Here is a 21209-nt window from a genome sequence, read left to right as displayed (position 1 = left end):
ACCCAGTTTCCGCGTCACAGAGGCCCGTGTCGCATCAAAATGGAAAACCAAAAGTCCCTGTTTCCGGACGTTTGAAGAAGAGGTGCAGTATGAATCGGTCGTTTCGATTGGCAGACGTTGTCGGTCGTGCAGATTGTTGTCTCGAGCGACGGCCGGGCGCAGCCGCTGCGCCGTAGGTTCACCGCCGCTAATCCGAAGGGGAGCGAGATGAGCGATCCCGTCCCAGCGCAGGCAACGGGCACATTTCAGCAACGTCCAGTGTCGGCGCGGCTTCGCGGGACCTTCGCTTCGGTGTGGGTGCATCGAATGGACCCGGCGGGCCCACCGCCAATCGTCGTCATGCCCGACGCAACGATCGATCTGCAATGGATCGGAGGCAGCTTCCGAATTGCCGGACCTGACAAGGAGCCGCAGACCGAGGTTCTAGCGGCGGACGAGGTCGTGATCGGCTTGCGCTTCCATCCTGCCACGGCGGCGGCATGGCTCGGCGTGCCGCAAATCGAGCTGGTCGGTCAGCGGCTGTCGCTCGACGATTTGTGGGGAGCGCGAGCTCGGCGCCTCGCCAGCCGCGTGCGCGCCAGCGACAATCTCGAAGATCTGGCCTGCTCGCTCCAACAGGTCGTCGCCGAGGAGATGGCCTCCGACGCCCCAGACGTTCCCATGCAGGCGGCATATCGCTTGATCGAGCGCGCTCCGCCACCCGACGCGCCTCTCGTCCCTTGGTTGATGCGCGCCCTCGAGATGAGCGAAAGGACGTTGCGCCGGCGCTTCGACGAGAGCTTCGGCTATGGCCCCAAGACGCTTGAACGTATCCTCCGCTACCAGCGCTTTCTGCGGCTTTCGAACCAATCGAACAGCACTACGGCCATCCTGGCAGCCGAGGCGGGCTATTCCGACCAGGCGCATCTTGTTCGCGAGAGCCGACGCCTGACAGGAAGCACCCCGCGACAGATTCATCACCTGCTGCACGGCGAGTGAAACCTCGGCGCGTTCTTCGACTTGGCGGCACGCTTTTGGCCGTTTTGTTCAAGTCTTCACTGTCGCCCGACTTTATCCTGGTGTCTCCGACAACCAGAGGAGACTGCCATGAAACCGCGCATTTCGGTTTTGACGATCGCTGTCGCCAACCTCGAGAGTTGCCTCGTGTTCTACCGCGACGGCCTCGGCTTGCCGACGGAAGGGATCATCGGCCGCGAATTCGAGCATGGCGCCGTCGCGTTCTTCACGCTGTCCGGCGGGTTGAAGCTCGCGATCTGGGCTCAGGACGACCTCGCCTACGACACCGGCCTGCCCAAAGCGCCGATCAGTTCGACCTCGTTCACAATCGGCCACAACGTTGTGCGCCGCGAGGAAGTCGATCAAGTGATGGATGAGGCCGCCCGTGCCGGAGCCGAGATCATCAGGCCTGCCCGGGACACGTTCTTTGGCGGGTATGCCGGATACTTCCGCGACCCGAACGGACACCTGTGGGAGGTCGTCTGGAACCCCGCCAACATACCGAGTGAGGATTCTCTTTAGGGCGGCGCGGACCTGCAGTATCGAACGGCGTTAGTCATCCCCAGTGCTGGCAAATTCTGTCGGCATCGGGGCGGGCGGCCATGCTTTCCCTGGCAAACGAAGCCAGCTCGACGGCAGTCCACCAGTCTTAAGGGGCTGATTGTGTAGCTTTATCCAGATTCGCCTCGCCTGCATGGCGCATCATGCGGCGGAAGCTCATTGAGATATGCGCCCGCCTTATGTGCCCTATGGACTCCCAGTCGCCGATCTCGGCGGCGGCAAGGACCTCTTCCATTTCGCGGCGGAACGCGGTGAATTCCTCGACAAGGCCCAATTGCGGCATCAGCTTCAGGACGACGCGCGCAACCTGAAAATACAGGCGCTCGCTGATCTCGCGCAGTGGCTGGTTGCCGGTCATCGCCGTGAGCTCGTAAAAGAAGTCCATGTTGAGGCGCAGGAAAGCGCGCTGGTCGGGATTGAGTATATCGGCATCGCAGCGCGCGATGAGCGCCCGTATCCGGTCGAGGTCGTCCGCCGTGCGCGGGATCGGTGAAAGCTTGCCGACGAGGAGCGCCAGCTCCAGGCGCAAATGATAGACCTGCTGCAATTCCTCGATATCGACGTCGGTGACGATCGTGCCGACGCCGTGGACGGATTGAACCAGACCCTCGGATTCAAGGCGCGCCAGGACACGCCGGACCGGCGTGCGGCTGATCTCGAATTCCTGGGCAAGTTCTTCCTCGGACAGACGGCTTCCCGGCGCATAGACGAGCAGACAGATGCGGTCGCGCAATATCCGGTAGATGCGCTCGAACCGCTCTCGCGCGGAGAGCGGGCGCGGCGGCGCGGCGGTCACCGTCGTGGGCGGCTTGGCCTTTGTCTCGATCGTCACCCAGCCTCCAGGACAGCGTGCAGGAATTGCCGTGTCCGCTCGTTCTTGGGAGCACCAAACAGTTCGCTTGGCGGCCCCTGCTCGCAGATCTTGCCTTGATAGAAGAAGCAAACGCGGTCGGAAAACTCCTTGGCGAAGCCCATCTGGTGGGTGACCATCAGCATGGTTAGATCATGCTCGCGGCCGATCTGCCTTATCACCTGCAGCACTTCGCCGACAAGCTCCGGGTCGAGCGCAGACGTCACCTCGTCGAACAGCATGATCTTGGGCCGCATGGCAAGCGCCCTGGCGATGGCGACACGCTGCTGCTGGCCGCCGGAAAGCTGTGACGGATAGTGGTCCTTCTTCTGGGCCAGACCGACCAGCTCCAGCAGCTCCGCCGCTCTTGCCTCGGCGTCCGCCCGCTTCATGCCGAGCACCGTTATCGGCGCCTCGATGCAGTTCTGCATCGCCGTCATATGCGGAAACAGGTTGAACGACTGGAACACCATGCCGATCTTGGCGCGGATTTTACGGATATGGGCGAGATCGGCGGGAACAAGCTTGCCGTTCCTCTCCATATGGGTCAGCGGCTCGCCTTCGACCCAGATGACACCGTCATTGATCGTTTCCAGCGTCATCAGCATGCGCAACACCGTCGTCTTGCCCGAACCCGACGGACCGATGACGGAGACTTTTTCGCCGCGCGCTATTTCGAGATTGAGCCCGTCGAGAACGGTTAACGTGCCGTAGCGTTTCGATACATTGTCGAAGCGGACCATCGGTTGTTCCGTCATCGCGTGGTCCTCCGGTTGAGCAGCCCTTCGAGGGAGCGGATGAGCGCCGCCGAAACCAGGCTCATGGCAAGGAAAAACAGGCCGACCAGCGTGATCGGCTCGGTGTAGCGGAACGTTTCGGAGCCGATGATCTTGGCAGTCTGCATCAGTTCCATCACGGCGATTGCGGAAAGCAACGGCGTCTCCTTGAACAAGGCCACCAGATAATTGCCGAGCGCCGGAACGATCGGCGGGATCGCCTGCGGGATGATGATGTCGCGAAACGTCGTCCAGGACGAGAGATTGAGCGCGATCGAGGCTTCCCACTGGCCGCGATGGATGTTGTCGAAACCGGCGCGATAAACCTCGGAGCAATAGGCGGCGTAGTGGATACCGATGGCCAGCACCCCGGCGGTGAAGGCGTCGAGCACGACACCGAATTTCGGAAAGACGAAATAGAGAAAGAATATCTGGATGAGCAGCGGGGTCGAGCGGATCAGCTCGACCAGCACCGAAATCGTCCAGCTGGTCCATGGCACGGCGATGCGGACGACCGCCAGCACCAGGCCGAGCGAGGCCGCAAGCGCAAAACCGATCAGCGTCGCCTCGATGGAAATGATGGCGGCGCGGGCGAGCACCGGCAGGATTTCCAGGGCAAATCCCCAATCCCAGATCATGCCGCCTTCCCCCGCGCCAGTCCGAGCGACGCCCGCCTTTCGAGAAGCCGCATGCCGATGGTCACAACCAGCGACATTGCCAGGTACATCAAAAGGACGAGGGTGAAGATCGGAATAGTCTTGAACGTGTTCTGGTTCATTTGCTGCGCCTTGAAGGCGAGGTCCGAAAGCGTGATCAGCGAAACCAGCGCTGTCGATTTCAGAAGCTCGATGAACAGATTGCCCCAGGGCGGGATCATCGCGACAAAGGCCTGCGGCAGGATGATCCGGCGCAACATCTGTGGGCGGCTCATGTTCAATGCCGTACACGCTTCCCACTGCCCGCGGGCGACGGACTGGATCGCGCCGCGCACGCACTCCGATCCGTAGGCGCCGACATTCAGGCCGAGTGCGAGCACTGCCACCACGAACGCGTTGATCGTGACGCCGAATTGCGGGAGGACGAAAAACAGCCAGAACAATTGCACCAGCGCCGACGTTCCGCGAAAGATCTCGACATAAACCGTGGCCAGCCATCTGAGCGGCGTTGGACCGTACATCCTTGCAAGTGCTGCAAGCACGCCCATGATAATTGCGAGCAGGCTGCCGAGGACGGCGATCTCGACTGTCAGGACCGCGCCTTGCAGCAGCCCCGGCATGAACACTCGGTAGCTTTCCTGTGTTGCCAAGGCGCCGATCACGACGAGCGCGATGACCAGCATGGCAACGAGCGTACGGATACCCATGCGATTCCCCCGGGGAAAAAGGGCGGCGCTTTCGCGCCGCCAGCAGTTGGGAACCTATTTGCCAGCACAGAGCTCTGCGGTCGTCTTGTTGGGGAGATAGTCCTTGCCGAAGCCGAGTGGCTCGACCAGCGCGATATGCTCCGGCGAACCGAGGAACTTCTTCAGCTCGGCGTTGAACGCCTCCTGCAGGTCGGTGTCTTCCTTGCGGAAGCCGAAGCCGCCATGACCTTTCACCGACTTGCCGGCGACCTCGCCGAAGGGCTTGGTCGATTCGACGCCGTCGGCTTTCTTGGCCATGTCCGCGATCGAAAGAGCGGTCAGTGCGGCAGCGTCGGCGCGGCCCGACTGGACGGCGGCGACCAGGCTGGACTGGTCGGGCAAGGAGACGATCTGCCCACCGGCAACGCCCGCTTCCTTGGCGAAGCCGCCTTCGACGGCGCCGGCCATCACGGCAAGCTTGAGATCCGGATTGTCCTTGATGCTGGAAAAATCCTTGATGCCTTTCGGATTGCCTTTTGCCACCAGCATAGCCTCGCCGATGCCGTAGGACGGCTCGGAGTAGTTGATCTCAGCGCAGCGCTTCGGAGTGATGAACATGCCGGCGGCGATGATGTCGAAGCGGCCGGCCTTGAGACCCGGAATGAGCGAGCCGAATTCGGTCAAAACACCGTCGACCTGCGGTATGCCCATCTTGGCGAGCACCGCCTTGGCGACTTCCGGCGCTTCGCCGGTCAGCTTGCCGTCTGGCGTGGCGTAACCGAACGGCGCCTCGTTGGCGAAACCGACGCGGATGTAGCCGTCCTTCTTGGCCCGTTCGAGGGTGGTTTCCGCGTGAGCGGACAGCGACGTCAATGACGTCGCGGCGAGCGCGATGCAGGCAGCCGCTTTCACGACCATGCGGCGCGATATCGATGATTTGAGCATGCTTTTCTCCCATTGAACAACTGTGGATGGTTCCCAGGGCGCGGCCTTCTTCGAGGTCGACGCCTGCTTGATCAGACGTATACAACTGCCCTAGACATTTCGCAAGCAGAGATATAGACACCATGTAAATTCGGCGCTAATTCGTAGTTATCCAACAAACTTGACGTCGAGTTGTGCACAATTTCGCCTGGTTTGCCCATTTACAAGAGGGCCACAGCGTACCCAGAAGGCAGGACTTCGGTGGCGACCGCGAACGAGTTCGGGACATTCACGCAAGCGGAGTATGGGCAGCGCCTGGCCGGCGTGAAGACACGCATGCAAAAAGCCGGCTTCGATCTCGTCGTCTGTCAGGATCCAGCCAACATGTGCTGGCTGACCGGCTATGACGGATGGTCGTTCTACGTTCCGCAGTGCGTGCTCGTCCATCTGGAGGAGGACCGGCCGATCTGGTTCGGCAGGGCGCAGGATGCCAAGAGCGCACGCCTAACCACCGGCCTGCCCGAGACAAACATCGTGCCGTTCTCGGAACGGCTGGTGCAGCAGCCGGTCGAACACCCTTATGACGAACTCGCGCAACTGATCCGGTCGCGCGGCTGGGGAAAGGCCCGCATCGGCGTCGAGATGGACGCGCATTATTACACTGCGCGCTGCCACGCCCACCTTGTCGAGGGGCTGCCCGACGCGCACTTCGCCAACAACCACGATCTCGTCAATTGGGCGCGGCTGGTGAAATCCGAAGCCGAGCTGGTGCTGATCCGCGAGGCGGGTGCGATCTGCACGCATGCAATGAACCGCGCCATCGAGAAAATGCGACGCGGTGTGCCTCAGAACCATGTCATTGCGGAAATCTATCACGCACAGATCATGGGCGTGCCCGGAGCTGGCGGCGACTATGCCGCGATCTGTCCGCTGATGCCCGTTGGCGAAGGCACCAGCACGCCGCATCTGACGTGGTCCGACGCGCCGCTGCCGGACAGCGGCCTCGCCATTCTGGAGATCGCCGGCGTGCGCCGCCGCTATCATGCAGCCCTGACCCGGACGGTACATTTCGGCAAGCCGCGGCAAGCCATCCTCGACATGGCCAAGGCGATCGTCGAGGGCGTCGACGCTGGCCTCGAGAAGGCGCGCCCCGGCAACACCGCCGAAGAGGTGGAAGCCGTCTGGCAGGCAGTCCTGCGGAGGAACGGACTGAAGAAGGAAAGCCGCGTCGGCTATCCGGTCGGGCTCGCATACCCGCCCGATTGGGGTGAACGCACCGCAAGCCTTCGTCCCGGCGACACCACCGAGATGCAGCCTGGGATGTGCTTCCATTTCATGGCCGGCGTTTGGCTCGACGATTTCGGCATCGCCATCTCGGAATCGTTCGTCGTCACGGAACGCGGCGGCGAACGCCTCTGCGATGTGGCGCGCGAACTCATCGTTATCGATTGACATGGCGGCCGGGAAGCCGGCTGCCGAAAAGACCATGCCTGCCACCAAGCCGGCAACAAGCACGAGGACGCCCGATGGACCGTAATCCCTTTTCCGAAGCCGAAATCGCCGGCCGCCTTGCCAAGGTCCGTACTACACTGGCCGAGCGTGAGCTCGACGCGGCGGTCTTCGCCTCGCCGGAGAACGTCTTCTATCTCACCGGGCTCGATCACTGGGGGTATTTTGCCCCTCACCTGCTGATCGTCCCGCTCCAGGGAAAACCTGTCCTGGTCACCCGCTCGATGGAAAAGGTGACCATCGAGAAGCGGGTGAAGGCAGCGGAATTCCGTGGCCACTCCGACAGCGAAACGGCGGCCGACCTTGCCGCGCGGGTGCTTGCGGAGCTCGGCCTGTCCAGCAAGCGGATCGGCCTCGAATACTGGACGGCCGGCCTTAGCCATGGACTTGCCGTAGCACTCCAGATGCAAGCGGATGCCAAGTGGAGCGACGTCTCCGGTCTGATCGACAAGATGCGGCGGGTGAAGAGCGCCGAGGAACAGGTGCTGATGCGGCGCGCCGCAAAGGTGACGGACGCCGCCGCCGGTGCCGCGATCGCCGCGATCTCGGATGGCGCTTCCGAACAGGAGGTCGCCGCCCAATGTGTTGCGGCAATGATCCGCGCCGGCGGTCATGCGCCGGGCTTCGGACCGTTCATCCGCCCGGCCGCGCGCCTGGGTGAAGAGCACACGACCTGGGGCGACGGGATCTACCGCAGGGGCGAGCCGGTCTTCGTCGAACTGTCCGGCTGCATCTCACGCTACCACGCGCCGCTCGGCCGGCTCATTCGCATCGGCCACATAAGCGACGAAGACGCCACAATGGCGGCGGTGACCGCCAAGGCGTTCAACGCTGTCGTCGAGGCGCTGCGGCCGGGCGCCAAGGCGCGCGATGTCTACGCCGCCTGGCAGGCCGTCGCCGACGAGGCCGGTCTTTCCCACTATCGCCGCCATCACTGCGGTTACCTGGTTGGCGCTGGCCAGCCGCCATCATGGACCGGCGGCAATTCGGTGACCGGCTTGAGGCACGATTCCGACCTTGAGATCGAGACCGGGATGAGCTTCCACATCCTGTCGTGGCTGATGGGAACCGGTCGCGGCGATGACTTCGTCTCCAACACGGTGCTTTTGACCGACGCGGGTGCTGAAGTGCTCACCCGCACGCCGGCCGGCCCGATCGTTCGATAGGCCCGCACGTATGGCGCGCTACTCGGCACTCTCGATTTTCCGCAACGCGCTGTCTGGCCAGAAGAATTGGCAGCGCGCCTGGCGGGCGGCGGAGCCAAAACCGTCCTATGACGTGATCGTCATCGGCGGCGGTGGACACGGCCTCGCCACCGCCTTCTACCTTGCCGATAACCACGGTATCCGCAACGTCGCGGTGCTCGAAAAGGGCTATGTCGGCGGCGGCAATGTCGGCCGCAACACCACCGTCATCCGCTCCAACTACCTGCTCGACGGCAACACCCAGTTCTACGAATTCTCGATGAAGCTCTGGGAGACCATGTCGCGGGTGCTGAATTTCAACGTCATGTTCTCCCAGCGCGGCCAGCTCGTCACAGCGCATTCGGCCGATCAGCTCGACGGTTTCAGCCACCGCGCCAACGTCATGCGGCTGAACGGCATCGATGCCGATATCCTCGACCGCGAAGAGGTGCGCCGGCTGGTGCCCTATCTCGATTTTTCCGACACTGCCCGCTTCCCGATCCATGGCGCCATCTTCCAGGGCCGGGCGGGCACGGCACGCCACGACGCCGTCGCCTGGGGCTATGCGCGCGCCGCCGATAGCCATGGCGTCGACATCATCCAGAACTGCGAGGTGACAGGCTTCCTCCGCGACGGCGACAGTATCGTCGGCGTCGAAACGACGAAAGGCCGGATCGGCGCCGGCAAGGTCGGCCTCGCTGTTGCCGGGCATACATCCGTGCTCGGTGCCAAGGCCGGCCTTGAACTGCCGATCGAAAGCCACGTCCTGCAAGCCTTTGTCACCGAACCACTGAAGCCGCTGGTAGATCACGTCGTCGCCTATGGCGCCGACCACTTCTATGTCAGCCAGTCCGACAAGGGCGGGTTGGTCTTCGGCGGCAATCTCGACGGCTACAATTCCTACGCCCAGCGCGGCAATCTCGGCGTCGTGCGCGAGGTGGCGGAGGCGGCGATTGCATTGATGCCGTGTATTTCGCGCGTCCGCCTGCTGCGCCACTGGGGCGGCGTCATGGACATGACCCCCGATGCCAGCCCGATCATCTGCCCGACGCCGATCGACGGCCTCTATCTCAACGGCGGCTGGTGCTATGGCGGCTTCAAGGCAACGCCAGCTTCCGGCTGGTGCTTCGCCCACACGATCGCCACCGGCAAGCCGCATCCCTTGATCGCGGCCTACGGGCTCGATCGTTTCCGCACCGGCCACACGCTCGATGAGGCCGGCGTCGGCCCTTCCGCTTGGCTGCAATAGGAGGCGGAACAAAATGCTGCGCATCGAATGCCCCTGCTGCGGCCCGCGCGACCATGACGAGTTCCGCTACGGCGGCGATGCCTCGGTCACGCGTCCGGCCCATGACGATCCCGATCCGGAGGCCTGGTACCGTTACGTCTATATCAGGACAAACCCGGCCGGCCCGCACCGTGAATACTGGCAGCACGTGACCGGTTGCCGGCAATGGCTGGTGGTCGAACGCGACACCCGCAACCATGCCGTCGCATCAGTCGACTTCGCCAGGAAATCAACTCTCAGGAAATCACCGGCATGAGTTCGAACCGCAAACGCCTGCCGGTGGGTGGCCGTATCAGTCGCGAGGTGCCGCTCGATTTCACCTTCGACGGCCGCAAGCTGATTGGATATCGCGGCGACACCCTTGCCTCCGCGCTGCTCGCCAACGGCGTCACTCTCGTCGGGCGCAGCTTCAAATATCATCGCCCGCGCGGCATCTTTTCCGCCGGGCCGGAGGAACCGAATGCGCTGGTTACGCTCGGGATCGCAGGCAGGCGCGAGCCGAACCTGCCGGCGACGACACTGGAACTCGCCAACAGCATGGACGTGGAAAGCCAGAATCGCTGGCCTTCGCTGGCCTTCGACGTACAAAGCGTCAACGGGCTGTTGGCGCCGTTTCTGTCCGCCGGCTTCTACTACAAGACCTTCATGGGCCCGACGCGCCGCGCCTGGATGTTCTACGAGCACTTTATCCGCAAGGCGGCCGGTCTGGGCAGAGCCGGCACCGGCCCGGATCCCGACCGCTACGAGGTTCGTCATGCTTTCGCCGATGTCGCAATTGTCGGCGGCGGCCCGGCGGGATTGTCAGCAGCGCGGGCAGCCGCCGCGGCCGGGGCGCGGGTCGCGCTGATCGAGCAGGATTTCCTGCTTGGCGGCCAGCTTCTGGCGGAACCGTCCGACAGCGCAGCGGCCGCATGGTTGAGGCAGGCCGAGGCCGAGTTGAAGGGCTTCGAAACCGTCGTGCTGATGAAGCGGACAACCGCTTTCGGCAGCTATGACGGCAATGTCATCGGGCTGGTCGAACAGCGCGATCCAACCGGTCCGAAGCCGAACGGCGAGGCGCGGCAAACGGTCACCATGCTGCGCGCCCGCTCGATCGTTTTCGCCACTGGCGCCATCGAGCGACCGATGGTGTTCTCGAACAATGACCGGCCCGGCGTCCTGCTTGCCTCAGCCGCCCGGACCTATCTCAACCGTTTCGCTGTCCTGCCGGGCAAGAAAATCATTGTCGCCACCACCAATGACGGTGCCTGGCGCACCGCCTTCGACTATGCCGCAGCCGGCGCGGAGGTGACGGTTGCGGATCTGCGCGCAGTCCCGCCCGCAGCACTTGCCGCGGAAGCCGCACGGCTCGGCGTAATGATACGGGCCGGGACGCGGATCGTCGACCTGCACGGCGGCCATGCCGTCAGGCACGTAACGCTCAACGGGCCGGAGGGCCAGTCCTCGGCCGCCTGCGACCTGGTCTGCGTGTCCGGCGGCTGGTCGCCAACCGTGCATCTCACCTCGCACCTCGGTGTCAAACCTGTCTATCGCGACGATATCGGCGGCTTCGTGCCGGGCGCGTTTCCGGCCGGCCGGCTAGGTGCCGGCGCGATGATTGGGGCCTATGCAACTGCCGATGCCATCGAGGACGGTCATCGCGCCGGCATCGACGCGGCAGCCTCCGGCGGCAAGTCGGCGCCGGTTCCCGCTCCGGCCAAACTCGATCTCGGCGACACCGCCACGACGCTACTTCGCGAAGCGCCTTCCGTCGGACATGGAAAAGCCTTCGTCGATTTTCAGATGGATGTGACGACGAGGGATATCGAACTCGCCCATCGCGAGGGCTATGAATCGGTCGAGCATCTGAAGCGCTACACCACGCTCGGCATGGGTACCGATCAAGGCAAGACCAGCAATTTTCCGGCGCTTGCCGCGATGGCGGCGCTGCGCAACGCAACGATTCCCGAGACCGGCGTCACGACCTTCCGCCCGCCCTATACGCCGGTTGCCATCGGGGCGCTTGCCGGGCGCGCCATCGGCCATCATTTCAAGCCGATCCGCCGCACGCCAATGCACGACTGGCACATGGCCAACGGCGCCGAGATGCTCGAGGTGGGGCTCTGGATGCGGCCCTATTTCTACCGGCAGTCCGGACATGACGTGAATGAAGCCTATGTCGCCGAAATGCGGAATGTACGTCAGGCCGCGGGGCTGATGGACATCTCCACGCTCGGCAAGATCGACGTCCAAGGCCCGGATGCGGCAATCTTCCTCGACCGCGTCTACGCCAACGGCTTTGCCAAGCTGGCGGTCGGCCGCGCCCGCTACGGCGTCATGCTGCGCGACGACGGCATCGTCTTCGACGACGGCACCACGACGCGGCTGGCGGAAAACCGGTTCTTCATGACCACTTCGACCGCCAAGGCCGCCGATGTGCTGTCGCGTCTCGAATTCCTGCTCGACACGGCCTGGCCGGATTTGCGCGTGGCCGTCACTTCGGTCAGCGACGAATGGGCGGCGATGTCGGTTGCCGGGCCTAACAGCCGCGCGATCCTGAATGCAGCGTTTCCCGCTCTCGACGTTTCCGACGCGGCGCTTTCGCATATGGGACTACTCGAAAGCGGATGGGGGGGCCGTGCGCTCCGCATCCTACGTCTCAGTTATTCCGGCGAGCGCGCTTACGAAGTCTATACCGGCGCCACTGCCGGTGAACAGCTCTGGAGCCGTCTGCTCGAAGCCGGCAGACCATTCGACCTGAAGCCTTACGGCGTCGAGGCGCTAGGTGCGCTGCGCGTCGAAAAGAGCCATGTCGCCGGACCTGAAATCGATGGACGCACGACGCTCGACGATCTCGGCCTCGGCCGCATGGCCGGCAAGCGCAGCGGCTTCGTCGGCGACGTCCTGCGACGGCGCCCTGCCCTCCACGCGCCCAACCGGCAGCGCCTGGTCGGACTGGAATGCATCGAGGACGGAAAACGCCTGCGCGGCGGCGCCATCCTGTTCCTGCCGGATGAGAAACCCTATGGCCATGGGCGCGGTCGCATCACCTCCGTCACTTTCAGCCCCGAGCGCGGCCATTATGTCGGGCTGGCCCTGCTTGCCGGCGATGTCGCGGCAGAAGGAAGCGAGGTCGTGGCGGTCTATCCGATGAAGGCCGAAACAGTTCGCGCCCGCATTGTCTCGCCAGTATTCCTCGATCCACAGGGAGAACGGCTGCATGGCTAGCTTGACCTCTTCTCGGGATTTCAGCCTATCCGTGGCCGATTGTCCGCTTATCCAGATCGAGGGCTGGGACGGGACACTGAGACAATTCGAAAAGAGCGTCTCGGCGTCGCTCGGCACGAAACTTCCCGCTTCGGTCGGAGAGACCGTTCGCCACAAGGGGCTTCTAATCATCCGCATTGCACCTCGCCGCCTCTGGCTGGTTCTCGACGAAGGCACGCAAGCGCCCGCGCTTTCCGTCGACCCCGATCTCGGCTGTTCTGTTCCCCTCGGCGAAGGTCGTGTTCGTTTGAAAATGGCCGGCCCTGACATCGCAAGGCTTCTGTCCGGCTGCATTACCGTCGACTGGCACGCGCCGGCCGCCGCTCCGGGCCGCGCCGTGCAGACATCCTTCCATCATGTCTCCGTGCTCTTCCTGCGCACCGGCGAGGCCGCGTGCGAACTCATCGTGCCGCGAAGTTTTGCCCGCAGCCTCTCGGATTGGATTGCGGATGGCTAGCCAATGGTGGTTTCTCGGGCAAGGATCGGCTTTAGCGGCCGATCCAAGCCGCTATCACGAAACCGTTTACTCTCTTGCTGGCCAGTCTTGCAGAAGCGTAATCCCAAATTTCGGCGCGGCTGCTTTGAGCCGCTCGATATCGGCAGGCGTCGGCGGCCCGACCACCTCTCCCTTGCCGAGTTCATGGCCACCTTCGGCGAGGAACTGCTCGAACACACTTGGCGTGTCTATCAGGATGTAGCGAACGGGCTGGTTGCCGGGATTCACGAGCTGGTGCGGGATGCCGCGCTTCAAAAACATGCTCTCACCGGGCGAGAGCGTTCGGACCTCGCCGGCCACAATTGCGGCCAACTGCCCTTCGATGACGTAGACTGTCTCGTCGTCATTCGCGTGGACATGGATTGGTGTTTTCGTCTGCCCGTCGCTTCGGTTTTCGAAGAGACTCAACAAGCCTCCCGTCTGTTCGCCGGAGACCAGTCGCTTCATGACGATGCCTGCGAGCACGAATTCCTTTGGGTCAACATCTGTCATTGATCCAATCTGCCAGGTACATTCGGAGTAGGCCCGTACCGTGCCGTCAAGCAGACAAACTGCGCAGCGACATCCGGCAAACGTCGAACGGGCTCACGGGTTCCCGGTCGCCGGAGTTCCCTCTTCCCAAGCTCACTTTGGACGAAAAGCCGGCTAACCGGACATGCTGGCCGACACCGACATACGCCAACTCGAGGGCGCCGCAGAGGTCCGTCTAATTGACGGCGAAGCTGCAACGGGCTGCCAGACTCTCGCCAGGGCCAAGCACCGACAGTCCATTCCATTTGTCGATCGAACCACGATTGTGAGCATCGACCGCATGACTGACCGGTTCAAAACAGAAGAAGTCGCTCTCGTCCGATGGCGAATAGACCAGGTAGAAGTTCAAGGGCGACGAAGCTTCAATCCGCAGGCTGCAACTGTGCTCCGGCCACGATATGGTAGCGACGCCGTCCCAGCCGGCAAACAGATTGTTTATCCATCCGCTCGGCAATACGGCCGGTGCGCCGAAATCCCAATCGGGACGGGTTTTGACATCCACAAACCGTTCGGGGAGATGGCTGGGCAGTTCGAGACAAACCTGCGAGGCCGGCGCATGAAGCGCGGTCCGTGCCGTTCTCGGGAACCATGGATGGATACCAAGCCCGAACGGCAGCCTGACCGAGGCCCGATTGACGATGCGAAGCTTCAGCTCGAGCCCTTGTCTGGCTAGCGCGTAGCTCACATCGGCGCGATATCGGTATGGGCCGGGTCCTTTGCTGATAAGGGACAGCTTTGCGTTATCTTGCGCTACGCTGTCGACGTCCCACTCGCTCGAAAATCCATTGCTGTGAACGGGAAATGGCTCGCCTGCAACATTGGCAGGCAGTTCGTGGAATTTGGAGTCGAATGTGAATCCGCCGCCCGAGATGCGATTCGACCACGGCAAAAGCAGGTTGCAGGCAAGGTCGAATGGGTTGCTGCTCCCGCCGTTTGGCCAAGGCCTGAAGATCGGCACGCGCCCATGGTCCAGTCTCGCAAGACCTGCCCCAAGCGACGGGACGATTTCAGCGGACAGGTCTCCGCTTCCGATTTTGATCGTTCGGACCATCAGTTTCAGACGGTATCGGCCTTGGCAGCGGCGATCGGCTGTGGATGGCGGCCTTTGCGAGCCACTGCAAGGAGGTCGTTCGACGCGATCCCGATGAGCGCCTTCATCTGATCGTGAGCGTCGTCGGCCCTGCGCATCCGGATTGCCTCCAGCACGTCGCCATGCGCGCTCAGCGTCTGCTGGTAATTAGCGGTGGCCGATGTGGTCAATCGGAAGGAGAAGCTGAGGGCGGCAGCAAGCATATTGCCGAGATTGGCGAACACCGGGTTGCGGCTGGCACGAAGGATGGCGGTATGAAACCTGACGTCGGCATCGAGACACGCAGCAAGGTCGTCCTGCGGAGCAATGCGCATGGCCTCATAGGCGGCTTCGATGACTGCGAGATCGCCTGACGTCGCCATCTTGGCCGCAAGGTGGGCGGCCGCGGGTTCAATGATCAGCCGCGCCTCGATCAATCCGCGGACGAAATCGAGATCGGGCTCGATATCGCGCATCCATTCCAGAACCTGTGCATCCAGCCTGTTCCATTCGCTCGACACGCGCACACGCGTCCCGGCCCGCTTGCGTGCCTCGATCAATCCTTTCGCCGAAAGCGTCAGAAGAGCATCGCGAAGCGCCGTGCGGCTCGCCCCGTAGATAACGCAAAGTTCAGCTTCCGTCGGCAAGACGGAGTGCTGCGCGTAGGAGCCGGCGAGGATTCGCTGTCCGAGATCGCGTGCGATGCGATCCTTGAGCGATGACGTGGCGCCATCTGCGGCAGGAATGTCCTGCTTGCCTTGGCCAGTCGAAGCGATCGCCGTGTCCATCGTCATGTCCTGTTCAAGTGGTACTCGGCAATTACCACAGCAAGTATCAGCAGCGAGCCCTTGGCAAGCAACTGATAGAAGGTTGGCACGGACGTCAGTATCATTCCGTTGTTGAGGACACCAATGATGGCGACGCCCAGTAGTGCGCCGACGATCGTGCCCTTACCGCCCTGCAAGGCGCAGCCACCCAGAACGGCCGCTGTGATGGCCTCGAGTTCCAGGCCTTGGGATCCGGATACGGGCTGCCCCGAGCCGGTACGGGCAGCCAACAGAATCCCGGCCAATCCGGCCGCCACTCCACTCATGATGTAGATGCCGACACGGTAGCGGTTGATGTTGATGCCGGAGAAGCGTGCAACAACGGGATTGCCGCCCAGGGCATAGATGTTGCGGCCAACGATCGAGCGGGCAAGGAAGAGATGGAACACGATCGCGGTCAGCAAAAGAATCCAGATCAGCAGAGGCAGGCCGAGGATTCGCCCGATCCCAATGAAGCGGAAAGTGTCGCTGAAAATCGCGATCGATTGCCCATCGGATATGATGAACGCAATGCCGCGGAAGATCGCCATCGTACCGAGAGTCGCGATGACAGCGTTGACCCGCCCGTAGGTGATGATGATGCCGTTCACGAGGCCGGCAAGACCACCCAGGACCAGGCCGGCAAGAATGCCCGCTGCCGGCGATCCGGTCGCCTGGATGGCCATTGCCGTCGATACTGTGGTCAGACCGACGATTGCGCCGACGGCAATATCAAGCCCGCCGGCGACGATGACCACGGTCTGGCTCATCGCCAGGACGCCCAGGATGGTAATGCCCAGACCGATGTTCAGCAGGTTTCGGCTCGAGAAGAACACGTCGCCTCTCAGAGTGCCGAAAATGAGCACGAGAATGGCGAGAGCAACCAGGAGGCTTATGTTGTGAATGCCGATGCGCTCTGCCATGCGCAAGGAAGGGCGTCTTTTGCCGGTTTGTGTTGTTGCTGTCCTGAGCTCAAGGCTGTTCACTGAATTTGTCCTCCGAGCGATGCTACAGATTGCGGCATGGCGTGCTTCAGGATCGTGGCCTCATCGATGTCTGGGCGGGAAAGTTCGGCCGTGATCCGGCCTCCAGCCATGACAAGCACCCTGTCGGCGAGCCCGATCAGTTCGGGCATTTCCGAGGAAATCAGGATTATGCCGATACCGCTTGCGGCGAGTTCATCGATCAGGCGATAGATTTCCGCCTTGGCGCCGATGTCGATGCCGCGGGTCGGCTCGTCGAGGATGAGAAGCATCGGCTGCCGGGCAAGCCAGCGCGCGAGAACGACCTTCTGTTGATTGCCACCCGACAATTTCGAAACCTGTTCGTCGAGGTTGGGCGCCTTGATCGACATCTTTGCTGCAAGCGGTGAGACGATCTCCAGTGCCTTGCGCCGGTTGAAGAAGCCGAAGGTCGACGTCTTGTCGGGCACGCAAAGCGAGGCGTTGTCAAGAATGCTTCGGAACAGCAGCAGGGCCTCGTGCTTGCGGTCTTCGGGGGCGAAGCCGATGCCTGCCACGATCGCTGCATGCGGACTGTTGGGGCCAACGGGCACGCCGCTCATCGTTATGGTTCCGTCGAGGCGCCGATCATAGCCGACAATCGCCTTTGCCAGCTCGGATCGACCCGCACCCATAAGGCCGGCAATGCCGAGCACCTCGCCGCGGCGGACCTTGAGGCTCACATCGGTGACGTGGTCGGTGGTCAAGCCCGCCACCTCCAGCAACGGTAGCCCCGATTGCCACGTCTCGCGCGTAAACAGATCGGCGATGTCACGGCCGACCATGAGTTTGGCTATGGTCTGCTCGCTGGCACCGTCCGCGCGGGAATCGTCGACCAGCCGGCCGTCCCGCAAAACGACAATGCGATCCGCAAGGTCGATGACCTCGTTCAGCCTATGAGAGATGTAGACGATCGAAGTGCCCTCTTCGCGCAGCCGCCGAATTACTGAAAACAGACGGCGCGCTTCGTCGTCGGTCAGCGACGAGGTCGGCTCATCGAATGCGATCAGCTGGCCGCCAGCACGTATGGCGCGCATGATTTCGATCATCTGGCGCTGTGCCGGGCCGAGCGTGCTGCAGAGTTGACGCGCCCGCATATCCTGCTGCATGCCGAAGGTCGCAAGCACCTTGTCGGTCTGCTCCTCGAGCCTATGCCAGTCGAGCAGGACGCCTGCCAGCCGTGGCAGTTCGCCGACGAAAATGTTCTCGGCCACGGTCAGGTTCGGAACGATCTCCGGCTCCTGATGGATGACGCGTATTCCGGCTCTGTGGCTGTCGCGCGGTTCGCTGAAAACGATCGGCGTGGAGCCATACAGCACGGTGCCGGTGTCCGGTGCGAACACGCCCTCGAGAATTCGCATCATTGTCGATTTGCCGGCGCCATTCTCGCCAACCAGAGCGAGCACCTCTCCTGGCCGAAAGGCAATCGAGACATTGTCGAGCGCCTGCACGAAGCTGAAGCGCTTCGATATCCTGTCGAGCGAGAAGAAATCCGATTGCATCAAAGCTCACTCCCGAGGATCGATCCCGTGTGCCTGCCGACGAACTGCCGGCCCAAAGAGCGTCATGCGCCCTGCGGCATGACGCATATCTGGTTCAGTGGCAGAGCTTGGCTTTGTAGTCCGACGCAAAATTTTCGGCGGTGATGTATTCCGGGTCCGTGAAGGACTGAACGGGAAGCTTCGTTCCGTCCTTGATGGAGGCCAAGAGAATCTTCACCGCCAGCGCGCCATGATTTTCCGAATTGAGCCACATCGTACCACGGAACGCCGAGGGCTTTCCGGATCCGAAAGCGTCACAAGCGCGGCTCCCGTCGATGCCGATCCCCATGCCCTGGTCTGCGGTATAGCCGGCGTTTTCCAGGGCTCGCGCACCACCCAGCACGCCATCATCGTTGCATGAATAGAATATCCAGTTCGTGACGCTGGGATTGGCCGTCAATGTGGTGGTCATCACGTCGATGGCGTTGACCATCGTATTGTCGTAGGGGACGCGAACGATATTGCCCGGCTTGAAATCGGACACCGCCTTCAGGAATGCTTCTTCCGCGCCCTTGTTGCGCTGCATGCAGGTATCCGCTTTGCGGTCCTCGATCGACGCGATGCGCACCTCTTTACCCGCCCAGCCGTCGGCCTTGTAGAGCTTGGCAAGCTCTTCGCCCACCCGCGCACCGATGTTGTAGGCATTCATGCCGACATAGGGGACCTGAGTGCCGTCCTCGTAGTAGATGTCGTCGTCGACCGCCACCAAGGGAATTTTTGCGGCCTTTGCTTTCTCGGCGATGACCGGTCCCAGCGCCTTGTCGGGGACGACAATGGCGATGCCTTTTACGCCATCGCCGACCATCGTATCGAAGGTCGTGATCGTCAAATTGGCGTCGAACTGAACGTCCTGCGACACGAACGCAGCCCCTGCCGCCTCGGCCGCTTTCTTGGCGCCGCCGACTTCGGCGACAAACCATGGATGGTCTCCCATCTTGTTGATGTAGCCGATCTTGATGTCGTCTGCGCTTGCTGCGCCACTCATCAGTCCGGCAGCCAGTACCGCAAATGTCGCCAAAGCCTTTGTTGTGGTTTTCATGAAGATCCTCCCTGAGAGCTCGATGGTCGTTGCTAGTCGTGGTAGAGAACCGAGCGCCCACCATCGATGGTGATCGTCTCGGCATTTATGAACGGCGCTTCGTCCGAAGCGAGGAAAACCGCCGTCATTGCAACCTCGTCCGGCCGGCCAATGCGCTTGGGCGGATGAAGGTCGTAGGCTCGCCGCTTCTCCTCGGCGGGGTTCGGGAATGTGTTCCAGTAGGCTTCCGCGATCGGCGTCTCGATATAGCCGGGGGCGATCGCGTTCACCCGGATACCGCGCGCGGCATATTCGATGGCCAGCGAACGGGTCAGGCCCAAAAGTGCATGCTTGGCGACCGGATACGGGAATGTACGGGGAATGATCTGGAACGCGTGACAGCTCGCTATGTTGACGATAGACCCCGAGCCCTTCGCCAGCATCGTCGGCAAGACTGCCTTGGCGCAGAACCATGCGGCCTGGAGGTCTAGCTTGAGACAGCGGTCCCATTCCTCATCCGGCATCGCCAGTGGTTCGTAGAAGACGTTGGCACCGGCATTGTTGACGAGAACGTCGACGCCGCCATAGCTCGTGATCGTGCGGGCGACCATGTCCGCGACCGCGGATGCGTCCGTGACATCCGTCTCGACGAACGTTACGTCGGCGCCTCCGACACGCAGTTCGTCGGCGATCGCTTTGCCGCTTGCCGCATTCAGTTCGGCAATGACGGTCTTTGCCCCATGCATCGCAAAAGCCCGGGCGGTGGCGGCACCGATGCCTTGGCCGGCGCCTGTGACGATTGCGATCTTTCCTTGCAGCCGGCCTGCCATTGCATTCACCAGTCGACCACGGTGCCGTCCGGCATGACGGCGTTGCGGGCATGCAGCACTTCCTGCTTGAAGGGGTGGCGCGCGATAACGTCCTCCTTGACGGTGACGCCAAGGCCCGGCAGTTCGGGCAGATCCCAGCGGCCTGGCTTGCGCCGAATTGGCCAGGTAACGACATCGTCGTACCAGGCGACGGCACCGGACATCTCCTCCTGAATGACAACGTTTGGGGTCGATATGCCGAAATGAAGAGCAGCCACACCGGCGATCGGACCGAGCGGGTTGTGCGGCGCAAGGCCGATGCCTGCGGTTTCCGCCATGGCCGCGATCTTCTTTGTCTCGAGCAGACCGCCAGTGTGGCAAATATCCGGCTGGGCAATGTTGAAGGCGCGGGCTGCGATCGAGTGCGTGAATTCGCGGCGCCCGATCAGCCGTTCGCCGGACGCGATCGGCACGGCCGATCGCGCCGTGATATGCGCCAGTCCGGCAACATCTTCGGGCGGCACGGGCTCTTCCGCGAACATGATGCGGGCCGGCTCGATTGCCTTGAGGTAATCCATCGCCGCGTTAACCGATGCAGGGCGTCCGTGGAAATCAACCATGATGTCGATATCCGGGCCTACCGCCTCGCGAAGTGAGCCAACCATGTTGGCAACAGAATCGACTGCCTTCGCAGGAGACACGTAGTGGGTGTAGGGAATGCAGACGACCTTGACCGCATCGTAGCCTGCTTGCGTCACGATGCGTCCGCGTTCCACGATGGCATCCGCGGATCCGGTCTCATAGACCGCCTTCATGTCCCCGAGGCCGAGATGCGTATAGGTGCGCAGATAGTCGCGGACCCGACCGCCCAAAAGGCGCCAGACGGGGACGCCCAACGACTTGCCCAATATGTCCCAGAGCGCGATCTCGATGCCGCTGACGGCGGACATTCCCTCGACGCCAAGACGCCAAAAGCCGTGCCGCGTAAGTATCTGGTAGCACTGCTCCACATTGCGCGGATCTTGCCCGATGAGCAGGGCCTCAAGGTCCTGAAGCGCCCCAACGACGGCTCGGGTCTTCCATTCCAGCGTTGCCTCACCCCAGCCAAACAGCCCGGGCTCGTCGGTTTCGACGCGAACGAAGACCCAGTTGCGCATTTCCGCATTGCAGACGCGCGCCTTGATGGCCGTGATTTTCATTGGTCCTCCCAGACCTGCCGTCTTTTTTAGAGGCAATATGTATGATTTATTACGGATAATATG

Annotated in this window: 21 protein-coding genes; 8 read left to right on the top strand and 13 right to left on the bottom strand. The window is 62.3% G+C overall.

Annotated elements, in window-relative coordinates; translation table 11 throughout:
• The first annotated feature begins 126 nt into the window (after positions 1 to 126).
• The gene (locus NKH37_RS22465) at positions 127 to 978 is read left to right on the top strand and encodes an AraC family transcriptional regulator (RefSeq protein ID WP_352684356.1); all 852 of its coding nucleotides are present in this window, start codon (positions 127 to 129) and stop codon (positions 976 to 978) included.
• 108 nt (positions 979 to 1086) lie between these two features.
• Positions 1087 to 1518 carry a VOC family protein gene (locus NKH37_RS22460; RefSeq protein WP_353041373.1) on the top strand — a complete coding sequence of 144 codons (432 nt, stop codon included), beginning with the start codon at positions 1087 to 1089 and terminating at the stop codon, positions 1516 to 1518.
• A 127-nt stretch (positions 1519 to 1645) separates the two neighbouring features.
• Here the strand turns inward: NKH37_RS22460 and NKH37_RS22455 are convergent, their stop codons facing one another.
• From NKH37_RS22455 to ehuB, 5 genes are read right to left on the bottom strand one after another with little or no spacing between them, the layout of a single operon-like run.
• Positions 1646 to 2389: a GntR family transcriptional regulator gene (locus NKH37_RS22455; RefSeq protein WP_023717025.1), complete on the bottom strand. Its 744-nt coding sequence runs from the start codon at positions 2387 to 2389 to the stop codon at positions 1646 to 1648.
• Positions 2386 to 3165, bottom strand: coding sequence for an ectoine/hydroxyectoine ABC transporter ATP-binding protein EhuA (gene ehuA, locus NKH37_RS22450; RefSeq protein ID WP_023717024.1), 780 nt, complete (start codon positions 3163 to 3165; stop codon positions 2386 to 2388). The genes NKH37_RS22455 and ehuA overlap by 4 nt, the downstream gene beginning before the upstream one ends.
• Positions 3162 to 3821, bottom strand: coding sequence for an ectoine/hydroxyectoine ABC transporter permease subunit EhuD (ehuD, locus tag NKH37_RS22445; protein WP_352547624.1), 660 nt, complete (start codon positions 3819 to 3821; stop codon positions 3162 to 3164). Before ehuD ends, ehuA begins: the two co-directional genes overlap by 4 nt.
• Positions 3818 to 4546, bottom strand: a complete 729-nt coding sequence (gene ehuC, locus NKH37_RS22440) for an ectoine/hydroxyectoine ABC transporter permease subunit EhuC (protein WP_352483851.1) — start codon at positions 4544 to 4546, stop codon at positions 3818 to 3820. The genes ehuD and ehuC overlap by 4 nt, the downstream gene beginning before the upstream one ends.
• A gap of 54 nt (positions 4547 to 4600) precedes the next feature.
• Entirely contained in the window at positions 4601 to 5470 is an 870-nt protein-coding gene (gene ehuB / locus NKH37_RS22435; RefSeq protein ID WP_023717021.1) for an ectoine/hydroxyectoine ABC transporter substrate-binding protein EhuB, read from the bottom strand.
• 240 nt (positions 5471 to 5710) lie between these two features.
• Here ehuB and NKH37_RS22430 point away from each other — a divergent pair, with 240 nt between their 5' ends.
• The 6 genes from NKH37_RS22430 (at position 5711) to NKH37_RS22405 (ending at position 13133) form a co-directional block, all read left to right on the top strand.
• Complete coding sequence (locus NKH37_RS22430; protein WP_353041371.1) at positions 5711 to 6901, top strand: M24 family metallopeptidase; 1191 nt, start codon at positions 5711 to 5713, stop codon at positions 6899 to 6901.
• Positions 6902 to 6975: 74 nt separating this feature from the next.
• The gene (locus NKH37_RS22425) at positions 6976 to 8124 is read left to right on the top strand and encodes a M24 family metallopeptidase (RefSeq protein ID WP_023717019.1); all 1149 of its coding nucleotides are present in this window, start codon (positions 6976 to 6978) and stop codon (positions 8122 to 8124) included.
• Between the two features lie 10 nt (positions 8125 to 8134).
• Positions 8135 to 9391 (top strand): sarcosine oxidase subunit beta family protein, encoded by a 1257-nt coding sequence (locus tag NKH37_RS22420; RefSeq protein ID WP_023717018.1) that lies wholly within the window; start codon positions 8135 to 8137, stop codon positions 9389 to 9391.
• A gap of 13 nt (positions 9392 to 9404) precedes the next feature.
• Positions 9405 to 9686, top strand: coding sequence for a sarcosine oxidase subunit delta (locus tag NKH37_RS22415; RefSeq protein WP_023717017.1), 282 nt, complete (start codon positions 9405 to 9407; stop codon positions 9684 to 9686).
• Positions 9683 to 12637, top strand: a complete 2955-nt coding sequence (locus NKH37_RS22410) for a sarcosine oxidase subunit alpha family protein (protein WP_352999333.1) — start codon at positions 9683 to 9685, stop codon at positions 12635 to 12637. The genes NKH37_RS22415 and NKH37_RS22410 overlap by 4 nt, the downstream gene beginning before the upstream one ends.
• Positions 12630 to 13133 (top strand): sarcosine oxidase subunit gamma family protein, encoded by a 504-nt coding sequence (locus NKH37_RS22405; RefSeq protein WP_023717015.1) that lies wholly within the window; start codon positions 12630 to 12632, stop codon positions 13131 to 13133. The genes NKH37_RS22410 and NKH37_RS22405 overlap by 8 nt, the downstream gene beginning before the upstream one ends.
• Before the next feature lie 66 nt (positions 13134 to 13199).
• Here NKH37_RS22405 and NKH37_RS22400 read toward each other — a convergent pair whose 3' ends face one another.
• The 8 genes from NKH37_RS22400 to dgoD all read right to left on the bottom strand — a co-directional run bounded on the left by NKH37_RS22400 (position 13200) and on the right by dgoD (position 21146).
• On the bottom strand, positions 13200 to 13619 hold the full coding sequence (locus tag NKH37_RS22400; RefSeq protein WP_245278498.1) for a cupin domain-containing protein: 420 nt from the start codon (positions 13617 to 13619) through the stop codon (positions 13200 to 13202).
• A 259-nt stretch (positions 13620 to 13878) separates the two neighbouring features.
• Positions 13879 to 14754: an aldose 1-epimerase gene (locus NKH37_RS22395; protein ID WP_353041369.1), complete on the bottom strand. Its 876-nt coding sequence runs from the start codon at positions 14752 to 14754 to the stop codon at positions 13879 to 13881.
• 5 nt (positions 14755 to 14759) lie between these two features.
• On the bottom strand, positions 14760 to 15560 hold the full coding sequence (locus NKH37_RS22390) for a FadR/GntR family transcriptional regulator (RefSeq protein WP_245278497.1): 801 nt from the start codon (positions 15558 to 15560) through the stop codon (positions 14760 to 14762).
• A 2-nt stretch (positions 15561 to 15562) separates the two neighbouring features.
• Complete coding sequence (locus tag NKH37_RS22385) at positions 15563 to 16501, bottom strand: ABC transporter permease (protein ID WP_245278496.1); 939 nt, start codon at positions 16499 to 16501, stop codon at positions 15563 to 15565.
• Between the two features lie 59 nt (positions 16502 to 16560).
• Positions 16561 to 18081, bottom strand: a complete 1521-nt coding sequence (locus NKH37_RS22380) for a sugar ABC transporter ATP-binding protein (RefSeq protein WP_353041367.1) — start codon at positions 18079 to 18081, stop codon at positions 16561 to 16563.
• Between the two features lie 94 nt (positions 18082 to 18175).
• Positions 18176 to 19159, bottom strand: a complete 984-nt coding sequence (locus tag NKH37_RS22375; RefSeq protein WP_023717009.1) for a substrate-binding domain-containing protein — start codon at positions 19157 to 19159, stop codon at positions 18176 to 18178.
• 32 nt (positions 19160 to 19191) lie between these two features.
• Entirely contained in the window at positions 19192 to 19968 is a 777-nt protein-coding gene (locus NKH37_RS22370; RefSeq protein WP_352908450.1) for an SDR family oxidoreductase, read from the bottom strand.
• A gap of 5 nt (positions 19969 to 19973) precedes the next feature.
• A complete protein-coding gene (dgoD, locus tag NKH37_RS22365; RefSeq protein WP_023717007.1) occupies positions 19974 to 21146 on the bottom strand; it encodes a galactonate dehydratase in 1173 nt (390 codons plus the stop codon).
• Between the last annotated feature and the right edge of the window lie 63 nt (positions 21147 to 21209).

It is taken from the genome of Mesorhizobium sp. M1217 (assembly GCF_040318275.1).
Lineage (GTDB): Bacteria > Pseudomonadota > Alphaproteobacteria > Rhizobiales > Rhizobiaceae > Mesorhizobium.
The sequence above is the reverse complement of the archived record's forward strand: the minus strand, read 5'-3'. Positions and strand labels throughout refer to the sequence as shown.

Excerpts from the sequence above, each read along its gene's own strand:
- NKH37_RS22460 (WP_353041373.1), top strand. The coding sequence starts at position 1,087 with ATGAAACCGCGCATTTCGGTTTTGACGATCGCTGTCGCCAACCTCGAG.
- ehuA (WP_023717024.1), bottom strand. The coding sequence starts at position 3,165 with ATGACGGAACAACCGATGGTCCGCTTCGACAATGTATCGAAACGCTAC.
- ehuD (WP_352547624.1), bottom strand. The coding sequence starts at position 3,821 with ATGATCTGGGATTGGGGATTTGCCCTGGAAATCCTGCCGGTGCTCGCC.
- ehuC (WP_352483851.1), bottom strand. The coding sequence starts at position 4,546 with ATGGGTATCCGTACGCTCGTTGCCATGCTGGTCATCGCGCTCGTCGTG.
- ehuB (WP_023717021.1), bottom strand. The coding sequence starts at position 5,470 with ATGCTCAAATCATCGATATCGCGCCGCATGGTCGTGAAAGCGGCTGCC.
- NKH37_RS22425 (WP_023717019.1), top strand. The coding sequence starts at position 6,976 with ATGGACCGTAATCCCTTTTCCGAAGCCGAAATCGCCGGCCGCCTTGCC.
- NKH37_RS22420 (WP_023717018.1), top strand. The coding sequence starts at position 8,135 with ATGGCGCGCTACTCGGCACTCTCGATTTTCCGCAACGCGCTGTCTGGC.
- NKH37_RS22415 (WP_023717017.1), top strand. The coding sequence starts at position 9,405 with ATGCTGCGCATCGAATGCCCCTGCTGCGGCCCGCGCGACCATGACGAG.
- NKH37_RS22410 (WP_352999333.1), top strand. The coding sequence starts at position 9,683 with ATGAGTTCGAACCGCAAACGCCTGCCGGTGGGTGGCCGTATCAGTCGC.
- NKH37_RS22405 (WP_023717015.1), top strand. The coding sequence starts at position 12,630 with ATGGCTAGCTTGACCTCTTCTCGGGATTTCAGCCTATCCGTGGCCGAT.
- NKH37_RS22400 (WP_245278498.1), bottom strand. The coding sequence starts at position 13,619 with ATGAAGCGACTGGTCTCCGGCGAACAGACGGGAGGCTTGTTGAGTCTC.
- NKH37_RS22395 (WP_353041369.1), bottom strand. The coding sequence starts at position 14,754 with ATGGTCCGAACGATCAAAATCGGAAGCGGAGACCTGTCCGCTGAAATC.
- NKH37_RS22390 (WP_245278497.1), bottom strand. The coding sequence starts at position 15,560 with ATGGACACGGCGATCGCTTCGACTGGCCAAGGCAAGCAGGACATTCCT.
- NKH37_RS22385 (WP_245278496.1), bottom strand. The coding sequence starts at position 16,501 with ATGGCAGAGCGCATCGGCATTCACAACATAAGCCTCCTGGTTGCTCTC.
- NKH37_RS22380 (WP_353041367.1), bottom strand. The coding sequence starts at position 18,081 with ATGCAATCGGATTTCTTCTCGCTCGACAGGATATCGAAGCGCTTCAGC.
- NKH37_RS22375 (WP_023717009.1), bottom strand. The coding sequence starts at position 19,159 with ATGAAAACCACAACAAAGGCTTTGGCGACATTTGCGGTACTGGCTGCC.
- NKH37_RS22370 (WP_352908450.1), bottom strand. The coding sequence starts at position 19,968 with ATGGCAGGCCGGCTGCAAGGAAAGATCGCAATCGTCACAGGCGCCGGC.
- dgoD (WP_023717007.1), bottom strand. The coding sequence starts at position 21,146 with ATGAAAATCACGGCCATCAAGGCGCGCGTCTGCAATGCGGAAATGCGC.